The sequence below is a fragment of the Streptomyces sp. NPDC044044 genome, assembly GCF_056434405.1.
The window spans coordinates 166,133-186,120 of the sequence record NZ_JBWKFG010000014.1; the positions used below are offsets into that span (position 1 = coordinate 166,133).

The following is a 19,988-nucleotide window of genomic DNA, read 5'->3' on the forward strand; positions in this document are numbered from 1 at the left end:
CGGCTGGGAAGTATGACCTTAGGGCCGGTTCGCGGAGACTCGTCCAAGTGAATCCCGCGAGCGCCGGTTGTGCGACCAGCGCACTGCGCGCGTCACAGGTCCTGTGACGTTGCTTTCGGCATCGCCCAGGATCCGTATTCTCTGGATCATGGCTGCACCCCTCGCATATTCACTCATCGCCACTGACCTGGACGGGACGCTGCTGCGCGGCGACGACACCGTCTCCGACCGGTCGCTGGCCGTGCTGGCGGCGGTGGCCGCGGAGGGGGCGCGTCATCTGGTGGTGACCGGGCGGCCCGCGCCGCGCGTGAAGCCGCTTCTCGACGACCTGGGGGGCGGCGGACTCGCCGTCTGTGGGCAGGGGGCGCAGCTGTACGACTCCGGTGCCGACCGCATGATCTGGTCCGTCACGCTCGACCGCGAGCTCGCCGAGGCCGCGCTCGGGAAGATCGAGGCGGAGGCCGGGCAGGTCTACGCCGCCGTGGACCAGGACGGCGTGGACGGGCTCACGCTCATCGAGCCCGGGTATCTGATGCCGCACCCCACCCTGCCCGCCGTCCGCGTGAAGGGTCGCGACGCCCTGTGGGCCGAGCCCATCAGCAAGGTGCTCCTGCGCCACCCCCGGTTGACCGACGACGAGTTGGCGGCCGTCGCCCGCGATGCCGTCGGGTCCCTCGCCACCGTCACCATGTCCGGGCCCGGCACCGTCGAGCTCCAGCCCCGCGGGGTGACCAAGGCGACGGGCCTCGCCCTGGCCGCCGAGCGGCTCGGGCTGACCGCCGAGGACACCATCGCCTTCGGCGACATGCCCAACGACGTACCGATGTTCGTGTGGGCGGCCCGCGGTGTCGCCATGGCCAACGCCCATCCCGACCTCAAGTCGGCCGCCGATGAGGTCACTTCGTCCAATGAGGACGACGGGGTGGCCGTCGTCCTCGAGCGGCTGCTCGAAGCAAGGGGTGTGGAGCGTTAGCCCGCCGTCCTTGGGACGCGCTCTTAGCCCGCCGTCCTCGGGATGCGCTTCTCCCACGTCCGGTGGAACACCACCTCGTCCCCGTCCCTGCACACCACCTCGTTCGACGTGATGAAGTCCGTCGCGTCGCACGTGATCTCGGAACGGGACTTGATCGACACGTCCCACCCGAGCTCAGGGCGGTGCAGCCGGATCGTCCAGTCGGAGCGGGTGCGGGCGCTGAGGGGATCGGACTCGTTGATCGTGTACGTCTCCACCGCGTCCTCGGTGAATTCGAGGCCGTCCGGGTAGACCCGCGTGCCGCCGTAGCGCGGGTCCACCTCCATGCGCCACTCGCCCTTCGCCACATCGCGTACGACCAGGCGCTCGGGACGCAGTTCGTCGAGCGTCGCCGGGTACACCACGCCCAGCGGCTCCGACTGCTCCGGAGCGGCGAAGGTGATCGTCGGGTCCAACTCGCCCTCCCGCACCGGAAGTTCCAGCGCGCTGCCCGCCGGGTCGAGGACGAATCCGGCCGAATCCGCCTGCGGCCAGATCCACGGCCAGTACGCGGACGACACCGCGAGCCGGATCCTGTGGCCCGGCGGGAAGGTGTGCCCGATCGCGTTCAGCTCGAACGTCACGTCCTCCACGCCGCCGACCGGCCACGGGTCCACGCGTTCCCGGCCGTTGCGCGCCGACAGGTTCAGTACGCCCCGCGTGACCAGGGTCGACGAGCCGTCCGGGGCCACGTCGCACACCCGCGCGATCGCCTGGCCGGACGGGACGTCCATCTTCAGGCGCAGCGTCACCTTGGGGCGGCCCAGGATGCGTACGGCCGAGGGGACCTCGAACTCGAAGCACGCCGACTTCGCGTCCTCGTCCCGCTGGTCCGGCGGCAGGTCCGCGTCGTTGCCGAAGGGGAAGTAGCGGCCCGCGTCCAGGCCTGTGTGCTGGGGGGAGTTCACCACCAAGGGCGTGCCCTGGAGGGCGTACGAGGTCGGGGTGACGTTCGGGGACGGCCAGGAGGGGTCCCCGACCCAGCCGCCGGGCAGCTCGGCGTAGACCGTCGCCGGCGGGTGGGAATCGCTGATCCAGGAGCGGAGCTTCGGCTCGGACATCACGCCCGTGTCGATGCCCTTCAGGTGGTGGTCCCACCAGCGCAGCGTCTCCTGGAGGAAGCCGATCGCCGGGCCCGGCGGAAGGCCCCGGTCCGGGTACTGGTGCGACCACGGGCCGATCAACCCCCGGACGTCACCCGGCAGATGCTCGACCAGGCGCAGGACCGTGTCCCGGTAGGGGTCATGGAAGCCGCCGACCGCGAGCACCGCCGCGTTGATCGCGGAGTAGTCCTCGCAGACGCTGCCGTGCTGCCAGTAGGCGTCCCGGGTCTGGTGGTCGAGCCAGGTGTGGATGAACGGGTCGACCGCTTCGAGGCGGGCCAGCCACATGTCCCGCCAGGCGTCGCCGACGAACAGCGGGTCCGGCGGGCGCGACACGAAGGCCAGCATCGTCGCCGCCCACGCGTGCATGTCCACGGCGAGGACGGAACCACCCATGTAGTGCACGTCGTTGTCATAGCGGTCGTCCGCGGAGCAGACCGTGATGATCGCCTTGAGCGGCTCGGGCTTGAGTGCCGCGATCTGGAGGGAGTTGAAGCCGCCCCAGGAGATGCCGAACATGCCGACCTTGCCGGAGCACCAGGGCTGCTCGGCGAGCCAGTTGACGACCGCGACCCCGTCCGCGAGCTCCACCGCGTCGTACTCGTCGCCCGGCATGCCCTCCGAGTTGCCGTGCCCCCGCACGTCCACGCGCACGGAGGCGTAGCCGTGGCCCGCGTACCAGGGGTGGCGCTGCCAGTCGCGCGGCGCCGTCCAGTCGCTCAGGCGGTAGGGGAGGTACTCCAGGAGCGCGGGGACGGGTTCGTCCGTCACCGGGCGCCAGATGCGCGCGTAGAGCTTGGTCCCGTCCGGGAGGGGTACCTGGACGTCCTCGCGCGTGGTCTCGTACGGGAAGGAAGTGCGAATCTGCATGGCGGGAACCTCAGTGTCCTCAGTGGACGGGGTGCATGGTGCGGCGCAGCCAGGGCGCGAGCAGGATGACGGCGACACCGGCGGCCACCGCGATCGCGCCGTTCACGCCGAAGTACGCCGGGTTGGATACCTCTCCGTAGAGCTTCACGATCTGTGCCTGGATGCCGTTGGCGAGGGCCAGCGAGAGGAACCAGAGGGCCATGGTCTGGCTGGCGAAGGCCTTGGGCGCGAGCTTCGTCGTGGCCGACATGCCCGAGGTCTCCACGAGGATGTCGCCGAGCCCGAGCAGCAGGTACGAGCCGACGATCCACCAGACCGCCATCTTGTACGTGTCGTCGCCGTGCCCGGAGGTGGGCAGGACCATCAGGAGGAACGACAGACCGCCCAGGATCACACCGAACGCGATCTTGTTCGAGGCGTGCGGCTGGCGGTGGCCCATCCGGGCCCAGACCGCGGCGACGACGGGGGCGAGCGCGACCTCGAAGGCGCCGAGCGCGGAGGCGTACCAGCTGGCGGGGAAGGTGAAGCCGAGGATCGACGTCTCGGCGTTCGTCGATGCCAGCAGGATCATCGTCGAGTAGGCCTGGAAGAGGATGAAGTTGAAGACGACCGAGGCCAGGAAGAGGACCACGTACGGCTTCAGGCGCCCGCGTTCCTCGCCGCTCACGCGCGGGCTGCGGAACATGACCACGAAGTAGACGACCGGCGCGATCACCGAGATGACGGTGAGTACGTCGACGAAGCGGTCCATGGTCAGCCAGCCGACGCCCGCGAGCACGGCCGCGAGGGCGGCGAACACGAGGATGCCCACGACGATCAGGACGACCGCGCGGCGCAGCGCGTCCTTGGGCAGCGCGAATTCGGCGGACGCCTTGCGTCCGGCGAGGTGACGGCGGCCGAGGACGTACTGGATCAGACCGAACGTCATGCCGATCGCGGCGGCGGAGAAGCCCCAGTGCCAGCCCTTGTGGTCGCCGAGCCAGCCGGTGATCAGGGGGCCCGCGAAGGCGCCGATGTTGATGCCCATGTAGTACAGCGCGAAGCCCGCGTCACGCCGGTCGTCGTCGGTGCGGTAGAGCTTGCCGACCATCGAGGCGACGTTCGGCTTCAGGAGGCCGGTGCCCGCGCTGATCAGGCCGAGGCCCACCCAGGTCATCGTCGCGGTCGGGACCGCCATCGAGTAGTGGCCGCAGGCGATGAGGATGCCGCCCCACAGGACCGCGCGGTACGAGCCGAGGATGCGGTCGGCGAGCCAGCCGCCCGCCACCGAGACGAGGTAGACGAGAGTTCCGTACGCCGCCGACACCGAAGCGGCGGTTCCGGGATCCATGCCCATTCCGTCGTTCGCGACGGAGTCCGCGAAGTACAGGACGAGGATGGCCTGCATGCCGAGGAACGAGAAGCGCTCCCAGACCTCCAGGCCCGACAGGGTGAGCAGCCCGCGCGGCTGCCCGAAGAAGGCGTGGTCGTCGCCGGGTGGCGGCTCCGTCGACTCCCTGGAGGGGTCCGCGGGCGGTTCTGCGTCGGCCTCAGTGCGGGACAAGGGTTCTGCTCCCGGTAGTTCCGTTGTTCATGGGGCTTTCGGGGATTACGGGTTTTACGGGTCTTACAGGGCTTTCGGGGATTACGGCGTGATGCGGTCTTCCGTGTCGTATCAGCTGATCAAGAACATACCGGTGGTGATCGCACGTCGCCTGGGCGGCATTGCACAGGCGGGTGCCCACTGTGATCGAAAGGGGACCGGATACGCTGACTTGAGTGATGGCAGCGACACATCGACAAACCGTGTCATCGACGCGATCATCACGCAAAGATCGACCGAGTGATGATCGACCGAGTGACCGACTTGTGATCGTCAGCAGACAGGAGAACCCCTCGTGACCGTCGTCGGGCCCTTCGGCCTCAGCGTGCGGGACCAGGCTCTCGAAGCCGATGTCCAGGCCGGATTGGCGGCCGTCGAGGAAGGCCTGCTCGACGCCACCAAGAGCGGGGTCCCCTTCATCACGGAGGCCGCGCAGCATCTGGTGCGCGCGGGCGGCAAGCGGTTCAGGCCGCTCCTCGTGATGCTCGCCGCGCAGTTCGGCGATCCCTACGCGCCGGGCGTCGTGCCCTCCGCCGTCGTCGTCGAGCTGACGCATCTCGCGACGCTCTACCACGACGACGTGATGGACGAGGCGGACGTGCGCCGCGGAGTCGAGAGCGCCAACCAGCGCTGGGGCAACTCCGTCGCCGTGCTCACCGGTGACTTCCTCTTCGCCCGCGCCTCGTACATCCTGGCCGACCTCGGCCCGGACGCCGTCCGCATCCAGGCGGAAGCCTTCGAACGCCTGGTCACCGGCCAGATCCTGGAGACGGCGGGCCCGACCGAGGGCCGCGACCCGATCGACCACTACCTCGACGTGCTCGGCGGCAAGACCGGCTCGCTCGTCGCCGTGGCGTGCCGTTTCGGCGCCATGATGTCGGGCGCCGACGAGACCGTCGTGGACGTCCTGACCCAGTACGGCGAGCGGCTCGGCGTCGCCTTCCAGCTCGCCGACGACGTGCTGGACATCGCGTCCGACTCGCACGAGTCGGGCAAGACGCCCGGCACCGACCTGCGCGAGGGCATTCCCACGCTTCCGGTCCTGCGGCTGCGCGAGCGGGTGGAGAAGCTCGGTCTCGCCGAGGACATCGCCCTGTGCGAGCTCCTGGACTCGGACCTGACGGACGACGCGCGGCACGCCGAGGCGCTGGCGCGGCTGCGGGTCCACCCGGCCCTGGAGCAGGCGCGCAAGGACACCGTGCGGTTCGCGGAGGAGGCGCGGGACACGCTCGCGCCGCTGCGGGACTGCGACGCGAAGACGTCGCTGGTCGAGCTCTGCGATCTGGTGGTGCACCGGGCGGGCTGAGGCCTGGCCGTGCGTGGCGGGCCCTACGGAGTGTGACCTACGTCACACTTTCCGTTGGCCTTGGATTGAGTCCAGGATCAGATCTATTCCGTACCTATGCCCGGAAGCCGACGCAGTGGGGTGTCGGCTCAGGTACGGGGAGATTTCTGACCATGGGTACTTTTGGTACGTCTGGCATGTCTGGCATGTCTGGCACGTTCGTGAATCGTCGCCGGGCGGTGCTCGCCGCCGGTGTGGCCGTCGCCGCCGCGGGAGGTGTGGCGATCGCGGCGCCGCCCGCGGGGGCGAGCAGTGCCACCAGCTCCAGCTCCACCGCCAGCACCAGCAGCGGGGGTTCCGTCTTCGCGGCGAGCATGAACGGCGCGAACGAGGTGCCGGCGCAGGGCGGGCCCGCGGTCGGCGACAAGGACGGCCAGGCGCTTGAGTTCGTCCAGGTCAAGGGCGACAAGGTGTCGGTCACCGTCAAATGGCGCGGTACCGGCAAGCCGACCGCCCTCCACATCCACCAGGGCGCCAAGGGCACCAACGGCGGCATCAAGGTCGACTTCACCGACCTGCTGGGCAAGAGCAAGGGCCACCGCGTCACCGGCACGGTCAAGGTCCACGACGCCGCGCTGCTGGAGCAGTTGAAGGCTGACCCGGGCAGCTTCTACGCCAACCTGCACACCGCCGAGTTCCCCGGTGGCGCGGTCCGCGGCCAGCTCCACAAGGTGACCACGGACGTCGACTTCCGCGACGCCGCCGCCAACTTCCAGGCGTCCGTGATCCGGGGCGAGCAGATCTACGAGTGCAAGAAGGCCGATGACGGCTCGGGCAAGTTCGCCTTCGCGCAGCGTGACGTGCGCGCACGGCTCGGCGGCAACATCGCGCACGACTTCGTCGCCCCCAACTCGGGCACACCGCGCTGGACGGCCCCCGACCGCAGCCAGGTCACCGGCAAGCTGATCTCCAGGACCCCGAACGGCGACAAGAACATCCCCGAACTCGACCTGGCGGCAACGCAGACCGGCAAGCCGCGCGGGCTGCTCGCCGGCACCGCGGAGATCCTGCGCCTGAACACGGTGGGCGGGGTCGCACCGGCGGGTGACTGCGAGGCGGGCGCGATCGCGAAGGTGCCGTACAAGGCGGACTACGTGTTCGTGCAGCGCTGAAGTCCCTACCGCAAGCGCTGAAGTCCCTACCACTGAGGCGGCGTCTACCCCTACGGGACGGGGGAGGCGCCGCCGCTCTGTGTCATCCCACAGCAGTACGTGGAGTTGCTCCCGGGGTCTGACGCTTCTGGCTGGCCGATTTGGTCATATGGAGAACAACAAGGTCCAGCAAGAACAACCACTCCTGACCTATTCGGGTGAGAATGGCGGCGCGGGGTGGACGCACGCACGTACTGGGAAGGCCGCCGCCGACCACGGAGGTAGGGCACACAATGGCACCGTACGAACCGGAGCAGAACACCAGTGAGACCGGGGAGCTGCGCGCGGGCCGCCGCAAGGCGGCGCGCTATGTAGTCCCCGTCGCGGTGGCGGGGGTGGCTGCGGCGACCATCGGGCTCGTCCCGGCGCTCGCGACGTCGGGCGACCCCAAGCTGCCCGACGTGACCGCACAGGAACTCATCGAGAAGATCGCCGCTTCGGACACGGAGCAGCTGTCGGGCACCGTGAAGATCAGCACCGACCTCGGCCTGCCGTCCTTCGGCGGCGACATGGCCGGAAGCTTCGCTCCGGGCAGCGGCTCGGGCGGCGATGGCGGCGATGGCGGGGACGGCAAGGGTTCGGCCGCGGACCCGCAGTCCAAGCTGATGGAGCTGGCGTCCGGCACGCACACGCTGCGCGTCGCCGCCGACGGCCCCGACAAGCAGAAGCTGTCCGTCCTGGACGACGCCGCCGAGTACAGCCTGATCCACAACGGCGACGACGTGTGGGCGTACGACAGCAAGTCGAACGAGGTCTACCACTCCAAGTCGGCGGGCAAGGCCGCGGACTCCGGCAAGGATTCCGGCAAGGACTCAGGCAAGGATTCCGGCAAGAAGGACCTCCCGAAGGGTGTTCCCTCCACGCCCAAGGAGCTGGCCGAGGAAGCCCTGAAGGCGGTCGACGACACGACGTCGGTGAAGGTGGACGGCACCGCGCAGGTCGCGGGCCGTGACGCCTACCGCCTGGTCATCAAGCCCAAGCAGTCCGGCTCGACGATCGGCCAGATCACGGTCGCGGTGGACTCCAAGACCGGTACGCCGCTGAAGTTCACGCTCACTCCGTCGAGCGGCGGCAGCGCGGTCGTCGACGCGGGCTTCACGAAGGTCGACTTCGGCAAGCCGGCCGCCTCGACCTTCGACTTCACGCCGCCCAAGGGCGCGAAGGTCACGGAGGGCGATGACGCCAAGGCCGAGAAGCACGGCTTCAAGGACGGCGGCAAGGAGTTCGGCGGCAAGGAGTTCGACGGCAAGGAGTTCAAGGGCGAGGAGGACCTGAACGGTCTGAACGTCATCGGCGAGGGCTGGAACTCCATCGCCCAGCTGAAGACGCCGGGCGGCCAGGGCATCCCGACGGGCGGCTCCGGAGATGTCCCGCCGGACGCCCAGCGGCTCCTCGACTCGCTCGGCGACAAGGTGTCGGGCAAGTTCGGCTCGGGCACGGTCTTCAAGACGCGCCTGGTCAACGCCCTCATCACCGAGGACGGCACGGTGTACGCGGGCGCGGTCACCAAGGACGCCCTCGTCAAGGCAGCAAACGCGGCGAGCTAGGAGCGCCCCTCAAGGGGCGCGGGGAACTGCGCGACAAGCCACGAAGCACTCGCAGAGGACGTACAGGCGGCGGGCTCAGGGGACAACCTCTGAGCCCGCCGCACCGGTGAGGGAGGACAAGTGCCCCGCACAGACGGCAGCCCGACGCAAAGCGTGATCGAGACCTCCGCGCTCACCAAGCGCTACGGCAGGCAACTGGCCGTGGACCGCCTCAGCCTCACCGTCCCCGCCGGAAGCGTCTTCGGCTTCCTCGGACCGAACGGCTCGGGCAAGACGACCACCATCCGGATGCTGATGGGCCTGATCGAGCCGACTTCAGGCCACGCCCGGGTCCTCGGCCGCCCCATGCCGCGCGACACCCGTGCCGTGCTCCCGCACGTGGGCGCGCTCATCGAGGGCCCGGCTCTCTACGGCTTCCTCTCCGGCCGCGACAACCTCCTTCGGTACGACGCCGCCGACCCGACCGCCGACCCGCGCACCCGCCGCGTCCGTGCCGAAGCGGCCCTGGACCGGGTGGGTCTCACGGCCGCCGCCGGCAAGAAGGCGAAGGCGTACTCGCTCGGCATGAAGCAGCGACTCGGCCTTGCGGCCGCGCTGCTGCAGCCGCGCAAACTCCTCGTGCTCGACGAGCCGACCAACGGCCTCGATCCGCAAGGCATGCGCGAGATCCGGGCGCTGGTCAGGGAGTTGGCCTCGGAGGGCACGACCGTCTTCCTCTCCTCGCACCTCCTGGACGAGATCGAGCAGGTCTGCACGCACGCCGCGGTGATGGCCCAGGGCCGCCTGATCACCCAGGGCCCGGTCGCCGAACTGGCCGCCGGTGCGCGGGGGCGTCTGGTCGTGACGACCCCGGACACGGGTGACGCCGTCCGCGTCCTGAAGGAGCTCGGCGTGACGGATCTCGTCGTGACGGAGGACCGCGTGACGGGCGAACCGCCGGGCGCGGACACCGGAACGGACCTCGCGGAGCTGAACGCCGCCCTGGTCGGCGCGGGCGTACGGGTACGGGGCTTCGGCGTCGAACGGGCCTCGCTGGAGGACGCGTTCGTGGCACTGACGGGGGAGGGGTTCGATGTCGCGGGCTGAGATCGACGACGTAAGCGGGACGAATGGGGACAGCGGGAAGGCCGACGCGCGGGAGGTGTCTGAAGCGCGAGGAGTGGCCGACGCACGCGAAGTGCGGCGGATCTGGACGCTCGGGCTCTTCCGCAGCGAACTGGGCATCACCTTCCGCCGCTGGCGCACCCTCGCCCTGCTCGGTGTGCTCGCCGCCGTGCCGGTCCTGGTCGGCATCGCCCTCAAGATCGAGACCAGCGACGGTTCGACGGTCGGCGGGGGCGGCGAGGGCGGTGGGCCCGCGTTCATCGCGCAGGTCACCAACAACGGCCTGTTCCTGGTCTTCACCGCGCTCGCCGCGACGCTCCCCTTCTTCCTGCCCATGGCGGTCGGCGTCGTCGCGGGCGACTCCATCGCGGGCGAGTCCAGCTCGGGGACGCTGCGCTATCTCCTGGTCGCCCCGGCGGGACGGACGCGCCTGCTGCTCGCCAAGTACGCGACGACGATGACGTTCTGCCTGGTCGCGACGCTCGTGGTGGCCGTCTCGGCCCTCGCCGTCGGGGCGTTGCTCTTCCCGGTCGGCGAGGTCACCACGATCTCCGGCACCCGGATCAGCTTCGGCGAAGGGCTGCTGCGCGCCCTGCTCATCGCCCTCGTGGTCGCCGCGTCACTGATCGGTGTGGCGGCGCTCGGTCTCTTCGTGTCGACGCTGACCAGCAGTGGCATCGCGGCGATGGCGACGACCGTCGGGCTGCTCATCACGATCCAGATCCTCGACCAGATCCCCCAGCTGCACGCCATCCAGCCGTACTTCTTCTCGCACTACTGGCTGTCCTTCGCGGACCTGATGCGTGAGCCCGTCTACTGGGACGAGCTGGTCAAGAACCTCGGCCTGCAGGGTCTGTACGCCGTGCTGTTCGGCTCGGCGGCGTGGGCGCGGTTCGGGGCGAAGGACATCACGGCGTAGGGCGTCACGGCGTACGACTTCGGGGCGGGGCGGCGCTGGGCGCCGGGATGTGGGCGGGTTCAGTTCTCGTACGGGAAGCGCGCGAGCGGCGGCTCCTGCGCGAAGAACGTCTTGGCCTCGGTCAGCGCCCGCTCGTCCTTCAGCACGTCGCCGGGCCTGCTGCCGTTGCCGAGCAGTACGCCGCCGAAGCGCATCCCGAGATACGCGGCGGAGTTGCGCAGGGTGCCGACGAGCGGCTCCGCGACGACCGGCTCCTCGTCTGCCAGCGCCGTCACGCCCCACAGGGTGCGCCCGGCCAGCGTGGCCTTGAAGTCGACGCCGGGGATGCGCAGCCAGCCCGACCAGTAGTCGAGGTAGCGCTTGGTGGTGGCCGAGACCGAGTACCAGTACAGGGGCGACGCGATGACGATGTCGGTCGCATCGAGGGTCGCGTCGAGCAGGGTCGCGGTGCTGTCGCCGGACGGGCGCACGTAGTCGCTGTCGTGGCGGAGGTCCTCGAAGTCGGGCAGCGGGTGGTCGGCCAGGTTCAGCCAGCGCTGCTCGACGTCCGGGGAGAGCTGTTCGGCGGCCCTGCGGGCCAGGATCTCCGTGTTGCCCTCGGGCCGGGAGCTGCCGAGCACGAAGAGGAACTTGCGGGTCATGGTGTGCCCCCTGGGGTGTGGCGTGGTGGTGCGTGGCCGGACAGGGCCGCGCAATTACCTGCGTGTGCACTATATGCATGCGCAGGTAATTGCGTCCAGGGGGTTCCGGGATGCCGGGGCGCCGGGGGTTCCGGGGGAGCCCAGGCTGCCCGGGAGCGGCCGGCTAGGAGGAGAGACCCCACACCGCGTACGCCACGGCGTCACTGTTGTGGTTGAGCGCGGTCCCGTCGATGTTCGACTCCGTGTCGCACGCGGAGTGGTAGCACTTGTCGAACGGCTCACCGGCCGTTCCGCCCCAGTTCTGGGCCTGCTCGGCGGTCTTCTCGTAGTCGGCGCCGCTGAAGAGACCGCCGACAGGGACGCCCGCGTCCTTGAACGGGGCGTGGTCCGAGCGGCCGTCGCCCTCCTCGTCGGGCTCCGTGGCGAGGTCGAGGCCGCCGTAGAAGTCCTTGAAGGTCTTCTCGATGGTGGGGTCGTCGTCGTAGACGAAGTAGCCCGGGTTCGGGGAGCCGATCATGTCGAAGTTCAGGTAGTCCTTGATCTTCGAACGCTCGTCGGCCGGCAGTTTGTCGACGTAGTGCGAGGAGCCGACGAGCCCCAGCTCCTCGGCGCCCCACCAGGCGAACCGCAGGTGCTTGGTCGGCTTGTACTGCTCGCGCGCCACGGTGAGCGCGGTCTCCAGGATCGCGGCCGAGCCCGATCCGTTGTCGTTGATGCCGGGGCCCGAACCGACGCTGTCGAGGTGCGAGCCCGCCATGACGACCTGGTCGGCGTCGCCGCCGGGCCAGTCGGCGATGAGGTTGTAGCCGGTCTTGCCGTTGGAGGTGAACTCCTGGAGAGACGTGGTGAATCCGGCCTCGTCCAGCTTGCCCTTCACGTAGTCGACGGAGGCTTTGTAGCCCGCGCTGCCGTGGGCGCGGTTGCCGCCGTTGGACGCGGCGATGGACTGCAGCTGCGAGAGGTGGGCCTGGACGTTGGCCACGGAGATGTCGGGGGCGGCCGCCGTGGGGGCGGGGGCCGCGGAGGATATCGCGCTGGTGGTCAGGAGGCCGGTGACGGCTATGACGGCGGCCGCCGTGGCGCGTCCGGGAACGGAGAGCTTCATGTGGGGGGCTCCGTGTTCTGTTGGATCGTTCGTTCCGTGGGGGTACGCCAATTCGGTGAACGTCGAAGCGAATTGGCGTGCCTGATGGTGCTGGTGAGCTTGACCGCGCGTCAAGAGCGCATATCGGTCGACGTGTTCCGCAGGGCGGTCGGTCGAGTCCATTCGCGTGGCGGGCGTTGGGTGTTCCTCGTACTCGTTCCGCGTCACCTAGGGGCCGGTTGGGGGGCTGCTCAGGGTGATCCCGGATCGCTGGGAGATCTCCGGTCCCTCAAGCTGGGATCAAGGGTCGGCGGAGGGCCGGCGGGCGTCCGTGCGGAAGATCGGCGGCTGTTCGTGCGGGGGATCGGCGGCTGTCTGTGCGGGGGGTCCGCGGGGGTCCGCGGGGGGTCCGCCGGGATTCGCGGGAGATTCGCCCAGGGGGAGAGGACACGACGTGCGACGACGCAAAGGGCTGCCGAGCGGGCCCACGCTGGTCCGGGTGGCGGTCGCCCCCACCGACCTGAAACTTTTCGCGCTGTCCGGCATCGCCACGGTCCTGGTCACGCGCGCCTTCCTCGCCCTTGCGGGGTATCCGAAGCTCGGCGGGGGCGGCGCGGGAGGTCTGCACATCGCCCACATGCTGTGGGGCGGGCTCCTGATGATGGCGGCGATCGTCCTCATGCTCACCTTCATCGGCCGGACACCCCGCATCGCGGCCGCCCTCACCGGGGGCGTCGGCTTCGGGCTCTTCATCGACGAGGTGGGCAAACAGATCACGGACGAGCCGGGCTACTTCTACCAACCGGCCGCAGGGATCATCTACTTGAGCTTCGTGCTGCTCCTGCTCCTGACCCACCTGATACGCAGGCACACGGCGAACGCGACACGGGCGGAGACACAAGCTGGGGCACATGCGCATGCACATGCACCTGCGGTGTCGCAGGCGATGACGAAGCGCACGGCACGGGCCGCCGCGCAACGCACCGCGAACGCCGCAGACCTCGCCCTGGCCGGCGTCACCGCGGGGCTCACGGCCGAGCAGCGGCAGACGGCGACACGTCTCGTCGCGGGCTCGGAGAGCGAGGTCGACGCCGCTCTGGTGAGGCTGCTCGCGGTCCTGCCCGAGCGTCCGCCCGCCGAGCCGGCGCGGTGGCGGTCCTGGGCCACCGGCGTCGGGCGCGTCCTGCGGCGGGTGGCCCGCAGCCGCGTCGTGCTCGGTCTCGCGGTGTTCTGCCTGCTGACGGAAGCGGTGCTCTTCGCCGTGTGGATGACCATGGACGTCGTCGGCGGCGAGCTGGCGAACGGTCCGCATCCGGGGGCCCATCTGGCCGTCGCGCTCACCGAGGTGACCTCGGCCGTCCTCGGGCTGGTGGGTCTGAAGCGGCTCGGCTCCGACCGGATGTCGGCGCTCCGGCTCTTCCAGGCGGCTCTGCTCGTGGACATCCTGTTCGGCCAGATATTCAAGTTCACGCTGTCCCAGTTCGCGGCGGTCATCGAACTGGGCATAGACCTCGGCCTGCTCTGGGTGGTCTCCGTCTTCGCGTCAGGCTTCGCGTCAGGCTTCGCGTCAGGCTTTGCGCCAGGCTTCGCGTCAGGTCGGGGCCGGGCTCCGGAGTCGGCCGGGCGGGCAGGGAGCGGGGGTCAGCCCGCCGCCCTGAGCGAGCCGGAGCCGGAGTCCGGGCGCCCGGCCGTCAGCGAGGCGCGGTAGCCGCTCGGTGCGATGCCGCGGATCCGCTTGAAGGCGTCGCTGAAGCCGAAGCCGTCCGCGTACCCGACCTGTCCGGCCACGGCGGCCACCGTCGCGCCCGGCTCGGCGAGCAGCTCGGCGGCGAGCGTCATCCGCCACTCGGTGAGGTATGCCATGGGGGGCCTGCCGACCAGCTCCGCGAAGTTGCGGGCGAACGCAGCCCGGGACACCTGGGCGCGTGCGGCGAGCGAGGCCACCGTCCAGGGCCGCGAGGGCTCGTCGTGCATGGCGTGCAGGGCGGGGCCGACCACTTCGTCGCCGAGCGCGCGGTACCAGGCGGGCGGGCAGGCGTCCGGCAGGTCGAACCACTCGCGAAGGGTGCAGGCCAGCATCCAGTCGAGCATCCGGTCCATCACGTACTGGCGCCCCGGACGGTCGGCGGCCACCTCCGCGGCGATCAGCTCCAGGATGGGCATGCAGTCGTCGCCCGCGGGGACGACCAGGAGCGGCGGCAGCATGCTGATGAGGCGCCGGCCGACGGCGCCGTCCAACTGGTAGGCGCCGGTGACCAGTTCGCACTCGTCGGAGCCCGTGGCCGAGAGGGTGAACGGGGCCGTCGTGCAGACCACGGCCGCGTCCCCCTCCCGCAGGGTGCAGGGCGCGCCCGGCACGACCGTGACGCGGGCCGTGCCGCGCACCACCGTGGCCAGCGTCAGCGCCGCCCCTTCGCTGTGCTCCGACTCCCAAGGCCCGCTCAGGACCGTGCGGTTGAACAGCGCTCCGTCGGCGCGTACGCCGCGCAGGAGATCCCCCAGTGCGTCCATGTCCCTACCGTAGACGGCTCCCGCGTGCCGGAACGCGGGCGTAGACGTACTCCCATCCGTGCGAGACGAACGCCCATGTCTGTACCGCCCGGCACGCGATTGGCTGAGCCCATGACCGACAACAAGGCAGGACAGGCAGGACAGGCAGCGCAGGCGGCGCAGACATCACAGGCAGCGCAGGCAGCGCAGGCAGCGAATTCGACCATCCTCGTCCTCGGCGCCACCGGCAAGACCGGGCGCCGACTGGTGCCCCGGCTGCGGGACGCGGGCCGGACCGTGCGCGCCGCGTCCCGCTCGGGCGAGACCCGCTTCGACTGGACCGACCGCACCACCTGGGCCCCGGCGTTGGAGGGCGTGGGCGCCCTCTATCTGGTCGGCCCGCCCACCCCGGAGCCGATCGCCGACTTCGTGGACCAGGCCGTGGCGGCGGGCGTACGCCGCTTCGTGGTTCTGTCCGGGCGGGGCGTCGAGGTGTACGGCGACTCCTTCGAGCCGTCCATGGCGGAGGCCGAGCGCGTGGTGCGCGAGGCGGGCGTGGACTGGACGGTGATCCGCCCCAACAACTTCACGCAGAACTTCGACGAGGACATCTTTGCCGCGCCCCTGCTCGCGGGCCGCCTCGCGCTGCCCGTCGGCGACGTGCCGGAGCCGTTCATCGACGTGGACGACATCGCGGACGTGGCCGCGGCGCTGCTCACCGAGGACGGGCACACGGGCCGGGTCTACGAACTCTCCGGGCCGCGCGCACTGTCCTTCGCCGAGGCGGTCGCGGAGCTGGCGGAGGCATCGGGGAGGCCGATGCGGTTCGAGGACATCACGGCGGACGCGTACGTGGCGGAACTGACCGAAGGCGGCGTCCCCGCCGACACGGCACGCGCCCTGGCGGACGTCCTGGCCTGGCTGGCCGACGGCTACAACGCGGCGCCGGTGAGCGGAGTACGCGACGTACTGGGCCGTGAGCCCCGGGACTTCAGCGTGTACGCGAAGGCGGCGGCGGATGCGAAGGCCTGGGGCTGACTTCCCGCCGGGGGCGCCCCGTAAGGGGCGCGGGGAACGGCGCGACCAGCCAGAGCACACCCGCAGATGCAAACGGCGGCCCGCAGGGTAGGTCAGACCGCGGTCTCTGATTCCCGCCCGGCAGCGGGAGTCATGGGCTCCGTCGCCCGCCCCGCGACGGGGGCTGCGGGAACCGGCGGAGCAGCCGCAGCCTTCCGCGCAGCGGAAAGCCGCACCGCATTGCGCCGCGCGCCGCGCAACGCGTCCCAGGTCAGCAGCGTCAACGCCAGCCACACGAGCCCGAACCCGGCCCACCGCTCGGGCGGCATCGCCTCGTGGAAGTAGAGGATGCCGAGCAAGAACTGGAAGACGGGCGCGAGGTACTGCAGCATCCCCAGCGTCGCGAGCGGCACCCGGATAGCGGCGGCGCCGAAGCAGACCAGGGGAATGGCGGTGACCACACCGGTCGCCGCCAGCAGCGCCCCGTGCCCGACACCCTCCGTGCCGAACGTGGCGTCGCCCCGCACGCCGAGCCACACCAGGAACGCCATCGCGGGCAGGAACTGGATCGCGGTCTCGGCGGCGAGCGACTCCAGACCGCTGAGGCCGACCTTCTTCTTCGCGAGTCCGTACGTGGCGAAGGAGAAGGCGAGGCAGAGCGAGATCCACGGCGGCTGCCCGTACCCGAAGGCGAGGACGAGGACCGCCGCGAGGCCGACGGCGACGGCCGCCCACTGCACGGGCCGCAGCCGTTCACCGAGGATCAGGACGCCCATCGCGATGGTGACCAGGGGGTTGATGAAGTAGCCGAGGGAGGCCTCCACCACGTGGCCGGAGTTCACGGCCCAGATGTAGACGCCCCAGTTGATCGTGATGACCCCCGCGGCGATCGTCACCAGGCCGAGCTTCCGCGGTTGGCGGATCAGCTCGGCCGCCCAGGCCCAGCGGCGCACGAACAGGAGCGCGATGCCGACCACGACGAGCGACCAGGCCATGCGGTGCGCGAGGATCTCGCCCGCCCCTGAGGGCTTGAGCAGGGGCCAGAAGAGGGGCACGAGGCCCCACATTCCGTAGGCCGCGAAACCGTTCAGCAGTCCTATGCGCTGTTCGCCCTTCGACTGCTCAGCTGCGGCAGCGTCCACGGCCCCTCCTTGGTGCACGGCAGCCCCACGCTGCATCCAAGAAGGTAGCGGCCCGGACGCCCCGGTGTCATGCCCGTCTCACGAAAACGGTCATGACCCGTCTCACCCTGCGGCGTCAGCCCTTGGGTCCTGCGGCGTCAGCCCTTGAGCCCCGCGGCGTCAGCCCTTGAGCGCCACCGCGACCGCGTCGGCGATCGGCGTCGTCGGCCGCCCGATGAGCCGGGACAGATCACCGCTCGTACCGGCGAGCAGCCCCCGCTCGATCGCCGAGTCCACGTCGACGAGGATCGTGGCGAACTGCTCGGGAAGCCCGGCGCCGGTCAGGATCGCGTGGTTCTGCTCGGCGGGCACGTTCGCGTACGAGATGTCCTTGCCGCTCTGCCGGGCGACCTCGGCGGCGTACTCGCCGAGGCTCCACGCGACGTCGCCGCTCAGCTCGTAGGCCTTGCCCTCGTGGCCCTCGCCGGTCAGTACGGCGACGGCGGCGGCCGCATAGTCGGCGCGCGAGGCGGAGGCGATCCGGCCCTCGCCCGCGGAGGCGACGACGGCGCCGTGCTCCAGGACGGGGGCGAGGTTGGCCGTGTAGTTCTCGTGGTACCAGCCGTTGCGCAGGAACGTGTGCGGCAGGCCGGAGCCGAGGACGAGCCGCTCGGTCTCCTTGTGCTCGTCCGCGAGGCTGAAGTCGGCGTCGGGCCCGCCAAGGACGCCGGTGTACGCGAGGAGCGCGACGCCCGCAGAGCGTGCGGCGTCGATCACCGCCGCGTGCTGCGGCACACGCTGCCCGACCTCGCTGCCCGAGATCAGCAGGACCCGGTCGCCCGCGGCGAAGACGCCGGCGAGGGTCTCGGGCGCGTTGTAGTCCGCTATCCGCAGCTCGACGCCGCGCGCGGCGATCTCGGCGGCCTTCTCCTTGTCGCGGACGACGGCGGCGATCTGCCCGGCGGGCACCTGCGCGTCGAGCAGCCCGTCGATGACGAGACGGCCGAGGTTTCCGGTGGCTCCGGTGACGACGATGCTCATGCCTGATATCTCCCTTTGGTGTGGTTCCGAGAATGAGCCTACGTCGAGCGCTAACTATTGGAAAGTACCCACTTTGAAGTAAGGTACAGGCATGACAGTAAGTGCCTGGAACCTCGGCGGCGACGAGGGCATGTGCCCGCAGCGCCTCGTCCTGGAACACGTCACGAGCCGCTGGGGCGTGCTCGTCCTGATCGCCCTGGACGAGCGCTCGTACCGCTTCAGCGAGCTGCGCCGCGCCCTCGGCCGGGTCAGCGAGAAGATGCTGACGCAGACCCTGCAGACCCTGGAGCGCGACGGCCTGGTGCACCGCGATGCCAGGCCGGTCATCCCGCCGCGCGTCGACTACTCGCTCACCGACCTCGGGCGCGAGGTCGGTGAGCAGGTCCGGGCGCTCGCCGAGTGGACCGAGCGCCGCCTCGCGGACGTGCAGGAAGCGCGAATTGCATACGACGAGGCCCGGTCCTGAAGGATCAGAACCGGGCCTCGGACAGGGCGAGTTGAGCTAGCCGACTACCGTCCAGGTGTCGCCGCCCGCGAGCAGGGCGGCGAGGTCGCCTTTGCCGTTGTGCTCGATGGCGGTGTCGAGCTGGTCGGACATCAACGTGTCGTAGACCGGGCGTTTGACGTCGCGGAAGACGCCGATGGGGGTGTGGTGCAGGGTGTCGGGATCGGCGAGCCGCGAGAGCGCGAAGGCCAGCGTCGGTGAGGTGGAGTGTGCGTCGTGGACCAGGATCTGGGACTCGGTCTCAGGTGTGACCGGGACGACTTTGAGGTCGCCGGTGGCCGCATCGCGGACGACGCCCTTGGAGCCCAGGCCGTTGTCGAGGGGGGTCCCGAAGCGGATGGGCTGTCCGTGTTCGAGGCGGATGACGGCTTCCTCGGCCTGCTGTTTGTCCTTCAGCACCTCGAAGGCGCCGTCGTTGAAGATGTTGCAGTTCTGGTAGATCTCCACCAGGGCGGTGCCGGGGTGTTCGGCGGCCTCGCGCAGCACGGAGGTGAGGTGCTTGCGGTCGGAGTCCACGGTGCGCGCCACGAAGCTGGCCTCCGCGCCGATGGCCAGGGAGACGGGGTTGAAGGGGGCGTCCAGGGAGCCCATCGGCGTCGACTTGGTGATCTTGCCGACCTCGGAGGTGGGCGAGTACTGGCCCTTGGTCAGGCCGTAGATCCGGTTGTTGAAGAGCAGGATCTTCAGGTTCACGTTGCGGCGCAGGGCGTGGATGAGGTGGTTGCCGCCGATGGACAGGGCGTCGCCGTCGCCGGTGACCACCCACACGCTCAGGTCGCGCCGCGATGAGGCGAGTCCGGTGGCGATGGCGGGGGCGCGGCCGTGGATGGAGTGCATCCCGTAGGTGTTCATGTAGTACGGGAAGCGGGAGCTGCAGCCGATGCCGGAGACGAAGACGATGTTCTCTTTGGCCAGGCCGAGTTCCGGCATGAAGCCCTGCACAGCGGCCAGGACCGCGTAGTCACCGCAGCCGGGGCACCAGCGCACCTCCTGATCGGACTTGAAGTCCTTCATGGACTGCTTGGCCTCGGCCTTGGGCACCAGGGAAAGCGCTTCGATCGTGCTCCCGGTGCCTTCGGTCTTCGTGTCAGCCATTGATGGCCTCCTTGAGAGCCGTGGCGAGCTGCTCGGCCTTGAACGGCATTCCATTGACCTGGTTGTACGAGACCGCGTCCACGAGGTACTTGGCGCGGAGCAGTGTGGCGAGCTGCCCGAGGTTCATCTCGGGGATCACCACCTTGTCGTAACGCTTCAGGATCTCGCCGAGATTCCGGGGGAAGGGGTTGAGGTGGCGCAGATGGGCCTGGGCGACGCTCTCGCCGACCGCGCGCAGGCGGCGTACCGCCGCGGTGATGGGCCCGTAGGTCGAACCCCAGCCCAGGACCAGCAACTTGGCGTCGCCGGTCGGGTCGTCGACCTCCAGGTCCGGGACGTCGATGCCGTCGATCTTGGCCTG

The 19,988-nt window shown here is 70.0% G+C and carries 17 protein-coding genes and 1 pseudogene; 9 read left to right on the top strand and 9 right to left on the bottom strand.

Annotated features, from left to right (window positions below):
- Positions 1-148 precede the first annotated feature (148 nt).
- The gene (locus AC07AG_RS40550) at positions 149-973 is read left to right on the top strand and encodes an HAD family hydrolase (protein ID WP_478761905.1); all 825 of its coding nucleotides are present in this window, start codon (positions 149-151) and stop codon (positions 971-973) included.
- Between the two features lie 23 nt (positions 974-996).
- On the opposite strand, the gene AC07AG_RS40555 is transcribed toward AC07AG_RS40550, so the two are convergent.
- A complete protein-coding gene (locus AC07AG_RS40555) occupies positions 997-2,985 on the bottom strand; it encodes a CocE/NonD family hydrolase (protein WP_478761907.1) in 1,989 nt (662 codons plus the stop codon).
- A 19-nt stretch (positions 2,986-3,004) separates the two neighbouring features.
- Complete coding sequence (locus tag AC07AG_RS40560; protein ID WP_478761908.1) at positions 3,005-4,528, bottom strand: peptide MFS transporter; 1,524 nt, start codon at positions 4,526-4,528, stop codon at positions 3,005-3,007.
- A gap of 334 nt (positions 4,529-4,862) precedes the next feature.
- Between AC07AG_RS40560 and AC07AG_RS40565 the strand changes: the two genes are divergently transcribed.
- From AC07AG_RS40565 to AC07AG_RS40585, 5 genes are all read left to right on the top strand, one after another.
- Positions 4,863-5,873, top strand: coding sequence for a polyprenyl synthetase family protein (locus AC07AG_RS40565; protein ID WP_361054700.1), 1,011 nt, complete (start codon positions 4,863-4,865; stop codon positions 5,871-5,873).
- Positions 5,874-6,058: 185 nt separating this feature from the next.
- Entirely contained in the window at positions 6,059-7,024 is a 966-nt protein-coding gene (locus AC07AG_RS40570; RefSeq protein WP_478761909.1) for a CHRD domain-containing protein, read from the top strand.
- 272 nt (positions 7,025-7,296) lie between these two features.
- Positions 7,297-8,610 (top strand): LolA family protein, encoded by a 1,314-nt coding sequence (locus tag AC07AG_RS40575; protein ID WP_478761910.1) that lies wholly within the window; start codon positions 7,297-7,299, stop codon positions 8,608-8,610.
- Between the two features lie 120 nt (positions 8,611-8,730).
- Entirely contained in the window at positions 8,731-9,696 is a 966-nt protein-coding gene (locus AC07AG_RS40580; RefSeq protein WP_478761912.1) for an ABC transporter ATP-binding protein, read from the top strand.
- Positions 9,683-10,633: an ABC transporter permease gene (locus AC07AG_RS40585; protein ID WP_478761914.1), complete on the top strand. Its 951-nt coding sequence runs from the start codon at positions 9,683-9,685 to the stop codon at positions 10,631-10,633. Before AC07AG_RS40580 ends, AC07AG_RS40585 begins: the two co-directional genes overlap by 14 nt.
- Positions 10,634-10,692: 59 nt before the next feature.
- Here AC07AG_RS40585 and AC07AG_RS40590 read toward each other — a convergent pair whose 3' ends face one another.
- Together AC07AG_RS40590 and AC07AG_RS40595 are read right to left on the bottom strand one after the other, a co-directional pair.
- Positions 10,693-11,274, bottom strand: coding sequence for a flavodoxin family protein (locus AC07AG_RS40590; RefSeq protein WP_478761916.1), 582 nt, complete (start codon positions 11,272-11,274; stop codon positions 10,693-10,695).
- 163 nt (positions 11,275-11,437) lie between these two features.
- Positions 11,438-12,379, bottom strand: a complete 942-nt coding sequence (locus tag AC07AG_RS40595; RefSeq protein WP_478761917.1) for a M28 family metallopeptidase — start codon at positions 12,377-12,379, stop codon at positions 11,438-11,440.
- Between the two features lie 433 nt (positions 12,380-12,812).
- On the opposite strand from AC07AG_RS40595, the gene AC07AG_RS40600 reads away from it, so the two are divergent.
- Positions 12,813-14,066, top strand: coding sequence for a hypothetical protein (locus tag AC07AG_RS40600; protein WP_478761919.1), 1,254 nt, complete (start codon positions 12,813-12,815; stop codon positions 14,064-14,066).
- Here the strand turns inward: AC07AG_RS40600 and AC07AG_RS40605 are convergent.
- Positions 14,000-14,869 carry an AraC family transcriptional regulator gene (locus AC07AG_RS40605; protein WP_478761920.1) on the bottom strand — a complete coding sequence of 290 codons (870 nt, stop codon included), beginning with the start codon at positions 14,867-14,869 and terminating at the stop codon, positions 14,000-14,002. The two genes, AC07AG_RS40600 and AC07AG_RS40605, sit on opposite strands and share 67 nt — an antisense overlap.
- 111 nt (positions 14,870-14,980) lie before the next feature.
- Between AC07AG_RS40605 and AC07AG_RS40610 the strand changes: the two genes are divergently transcribed.
- Positions 14,981-15,886 carry an NAD(P)H-binding protein gene (locus tag AC07AG_RS40610; protein ID WP_478761921.1) on the top strand — a complete coding sequence of 302 codons (906 nt, stop codon included), beginning with the start codon at positions 14,981-14,983 and terminating at the stop codon, positions 15,884-15,886.
- A gap of 92 nt (positions 15,887-15,978) precedes the next feature.
- Here the strand turns inward: AC07AG_RS40610 and rarD are convergent, their stop codons facing one another.
- Both rarD and AC07AG_RS40620 read right to left on the bottom strand, forming a co-directional pair.
- Positions 15,979-17,043 (bottom strand): EamA family transporter RarD, encoded by a 1,065-nt coding sequence (gene rarD, locus AC07AG_RS40615; RefSeq protein ID WP_478761922.1) that lies wholly within the window; start codon positions 17,041-17,043, stop codon positions 15,979-15,981.
- A gap of 123 nt (positions 17,044-17,166) precedes the next feature.
- On the bottom strand, positions 17,167-18,027 hold the full coding sequence (locus tag AC07AG_RS40620) for an SDR family oxidoreductase (RefSeq protein WP_478761924.1): 861 nt from the start codon (positions 18,025-18,027) through the stop codon (positions 17,167-17,169).
- 91 nt (positions 18,028-18,118) lie between these two features.
- On the opposite strand from AC07AG_RS40620, the gene AC07AG_RS40625 reads away from it, so the two are divergent.
- Positions 18,119-18,493, top strand: a complete 375-nt coding sequence (locus AC07AG_RS40625; RefSeq protein ID WP_478761926.1) for a winged helix-turn-helix transcriptional regulator — start codon at positions 18,119-18,121, stop codon at positions 18,491-18,493.
- 36 nt (positions 18,494-18,529) lie between these two features.
- On the opposite strand, the gene AC07AG_RS40630 is transcribed toward AC07AG_RS40625, so the two are convergent.
- Together AC07AG_RS40630 and AC07AG_RS40635 are read right to left on the bottom strand one after the other, a co-directional pair.
- Positions 18,530-19,627, bottom strand: a complete 1,098-nt coding sequence (locus tag AC07AG_RS40630; protein ID WP_478761927.1) for a 2-oxoacid:ferredoxin oxidoreductase subunit beta — start codon at positions 19,625-19,627, stop codon at positions 18,530-18,532.
- Positions 19,620-19,988, bottom strand: a pseudogene (locus tag AC07AG_RS40635) (2-oxoacid:acceptor oxidoreductase subunit alpha); the annotation flags it as partial. The gene AC07AG_RS40630 and the pseudogene AC07AG_RS40635, both read right to left, overlap by 8 nt.

Excerpts from the sequence above, each read along its gene's own strand:
- AC07AG_RS40605 (WP_478761920.1), bottom strand. The coding sequence starts at position 14,869 with ATGGACGCACTGGGGGATCTCCTGCGCGGCGTACGCGCCGACGGAGCG.
- AC07AG_RS40590 (WP_478761916.1), bottom strand. The coding sequence starts at position 11,274 with ATGACCCGCAAGTTCCTCTTCGTGCTCGGCAGCTCCCGGCCCGAGGGC.
- AC07AG_RS40630 (WP_478761927.1), bottom strand. The coding sequence starts at position 19,627 with ATGGCTGACACGAAGACCGAAGGCACCGGGAGCACGATCGAAGCGCTT.
- AC07AG_RS40550 (WP_478761905.1), top strand. The coding sequence starts at position 149 with ATGGCTGCACCCCTCGCATATTCACTCATCGCCACTGACCTGGACGGG.
- AC07AG_RS40625 (WP_478761926.1), top strand. The coding sequence starts at position 18,119 with ATGACAGTAAGTGCCTGGAACCTCGGCGGCGACGAGGGCATGTGCCCG.
- AC07AG_RS40595 (WP_478761917.1), bottom strand. The coding sequence starts at position 12,379 with ATGAAGCTCTCCGTTCCCGGACGCGCCACGGCGGCCGCCGTCATAGCC.
- AC07AG_RS40555 (WP_478761907.1), bottom strand. The coding sequence starts at position 2,985 with ATGCAGATTCGCACTTCCTTCCCGTACGAGACCACGCGCGAGGACGTC.
- AC07AG_RS40575 (WP_478761910.1), top strand. The coding sequence starts at position 7,297 with ATGGCACCGTACGAACCGGAGCAGAACACCAGTGAGACCGGGGAGCTG.
- AC07AG_RS40585 (WP_478761914.1), top strand. The coding sequence starts at position 9,683 with ATGTCGCGGGCTGAGATCGACGACGTAAGCGGGACGAATGGGGACAGC.
- AC07AG_RS40610 (WP_478761921.1), top strand. The coding sequence starts at position 14,981 with ATGACCGACAACAAGGCAGGACAGGCAGGACAGGCAGCGCAGGCGGCG.
- AC07AG_RS40620 (WP_478761924.1), bottom strand. The coding sequence starts at position 18,027 with ATGAGCATCGTCGTCACCGGAGCCACCGGAAACCTCGGCCGTCTCGTC.
- AC07AG_RS40570 (WP_478761909.1), top strand. The coding sequence starts at position 6,059 with ATGTCTGGCACGTTCGTGAATCGTCGCCGGGCGGTGCTCGCCGCCGGT.
- rarD (WP_478761922.1), bottom strand. The coding sequence starts at position 17,043 with ATGCAGCGTGGGGCTGCCGTGCACCAAGGAGGGGCCGTGGACGCTGCC.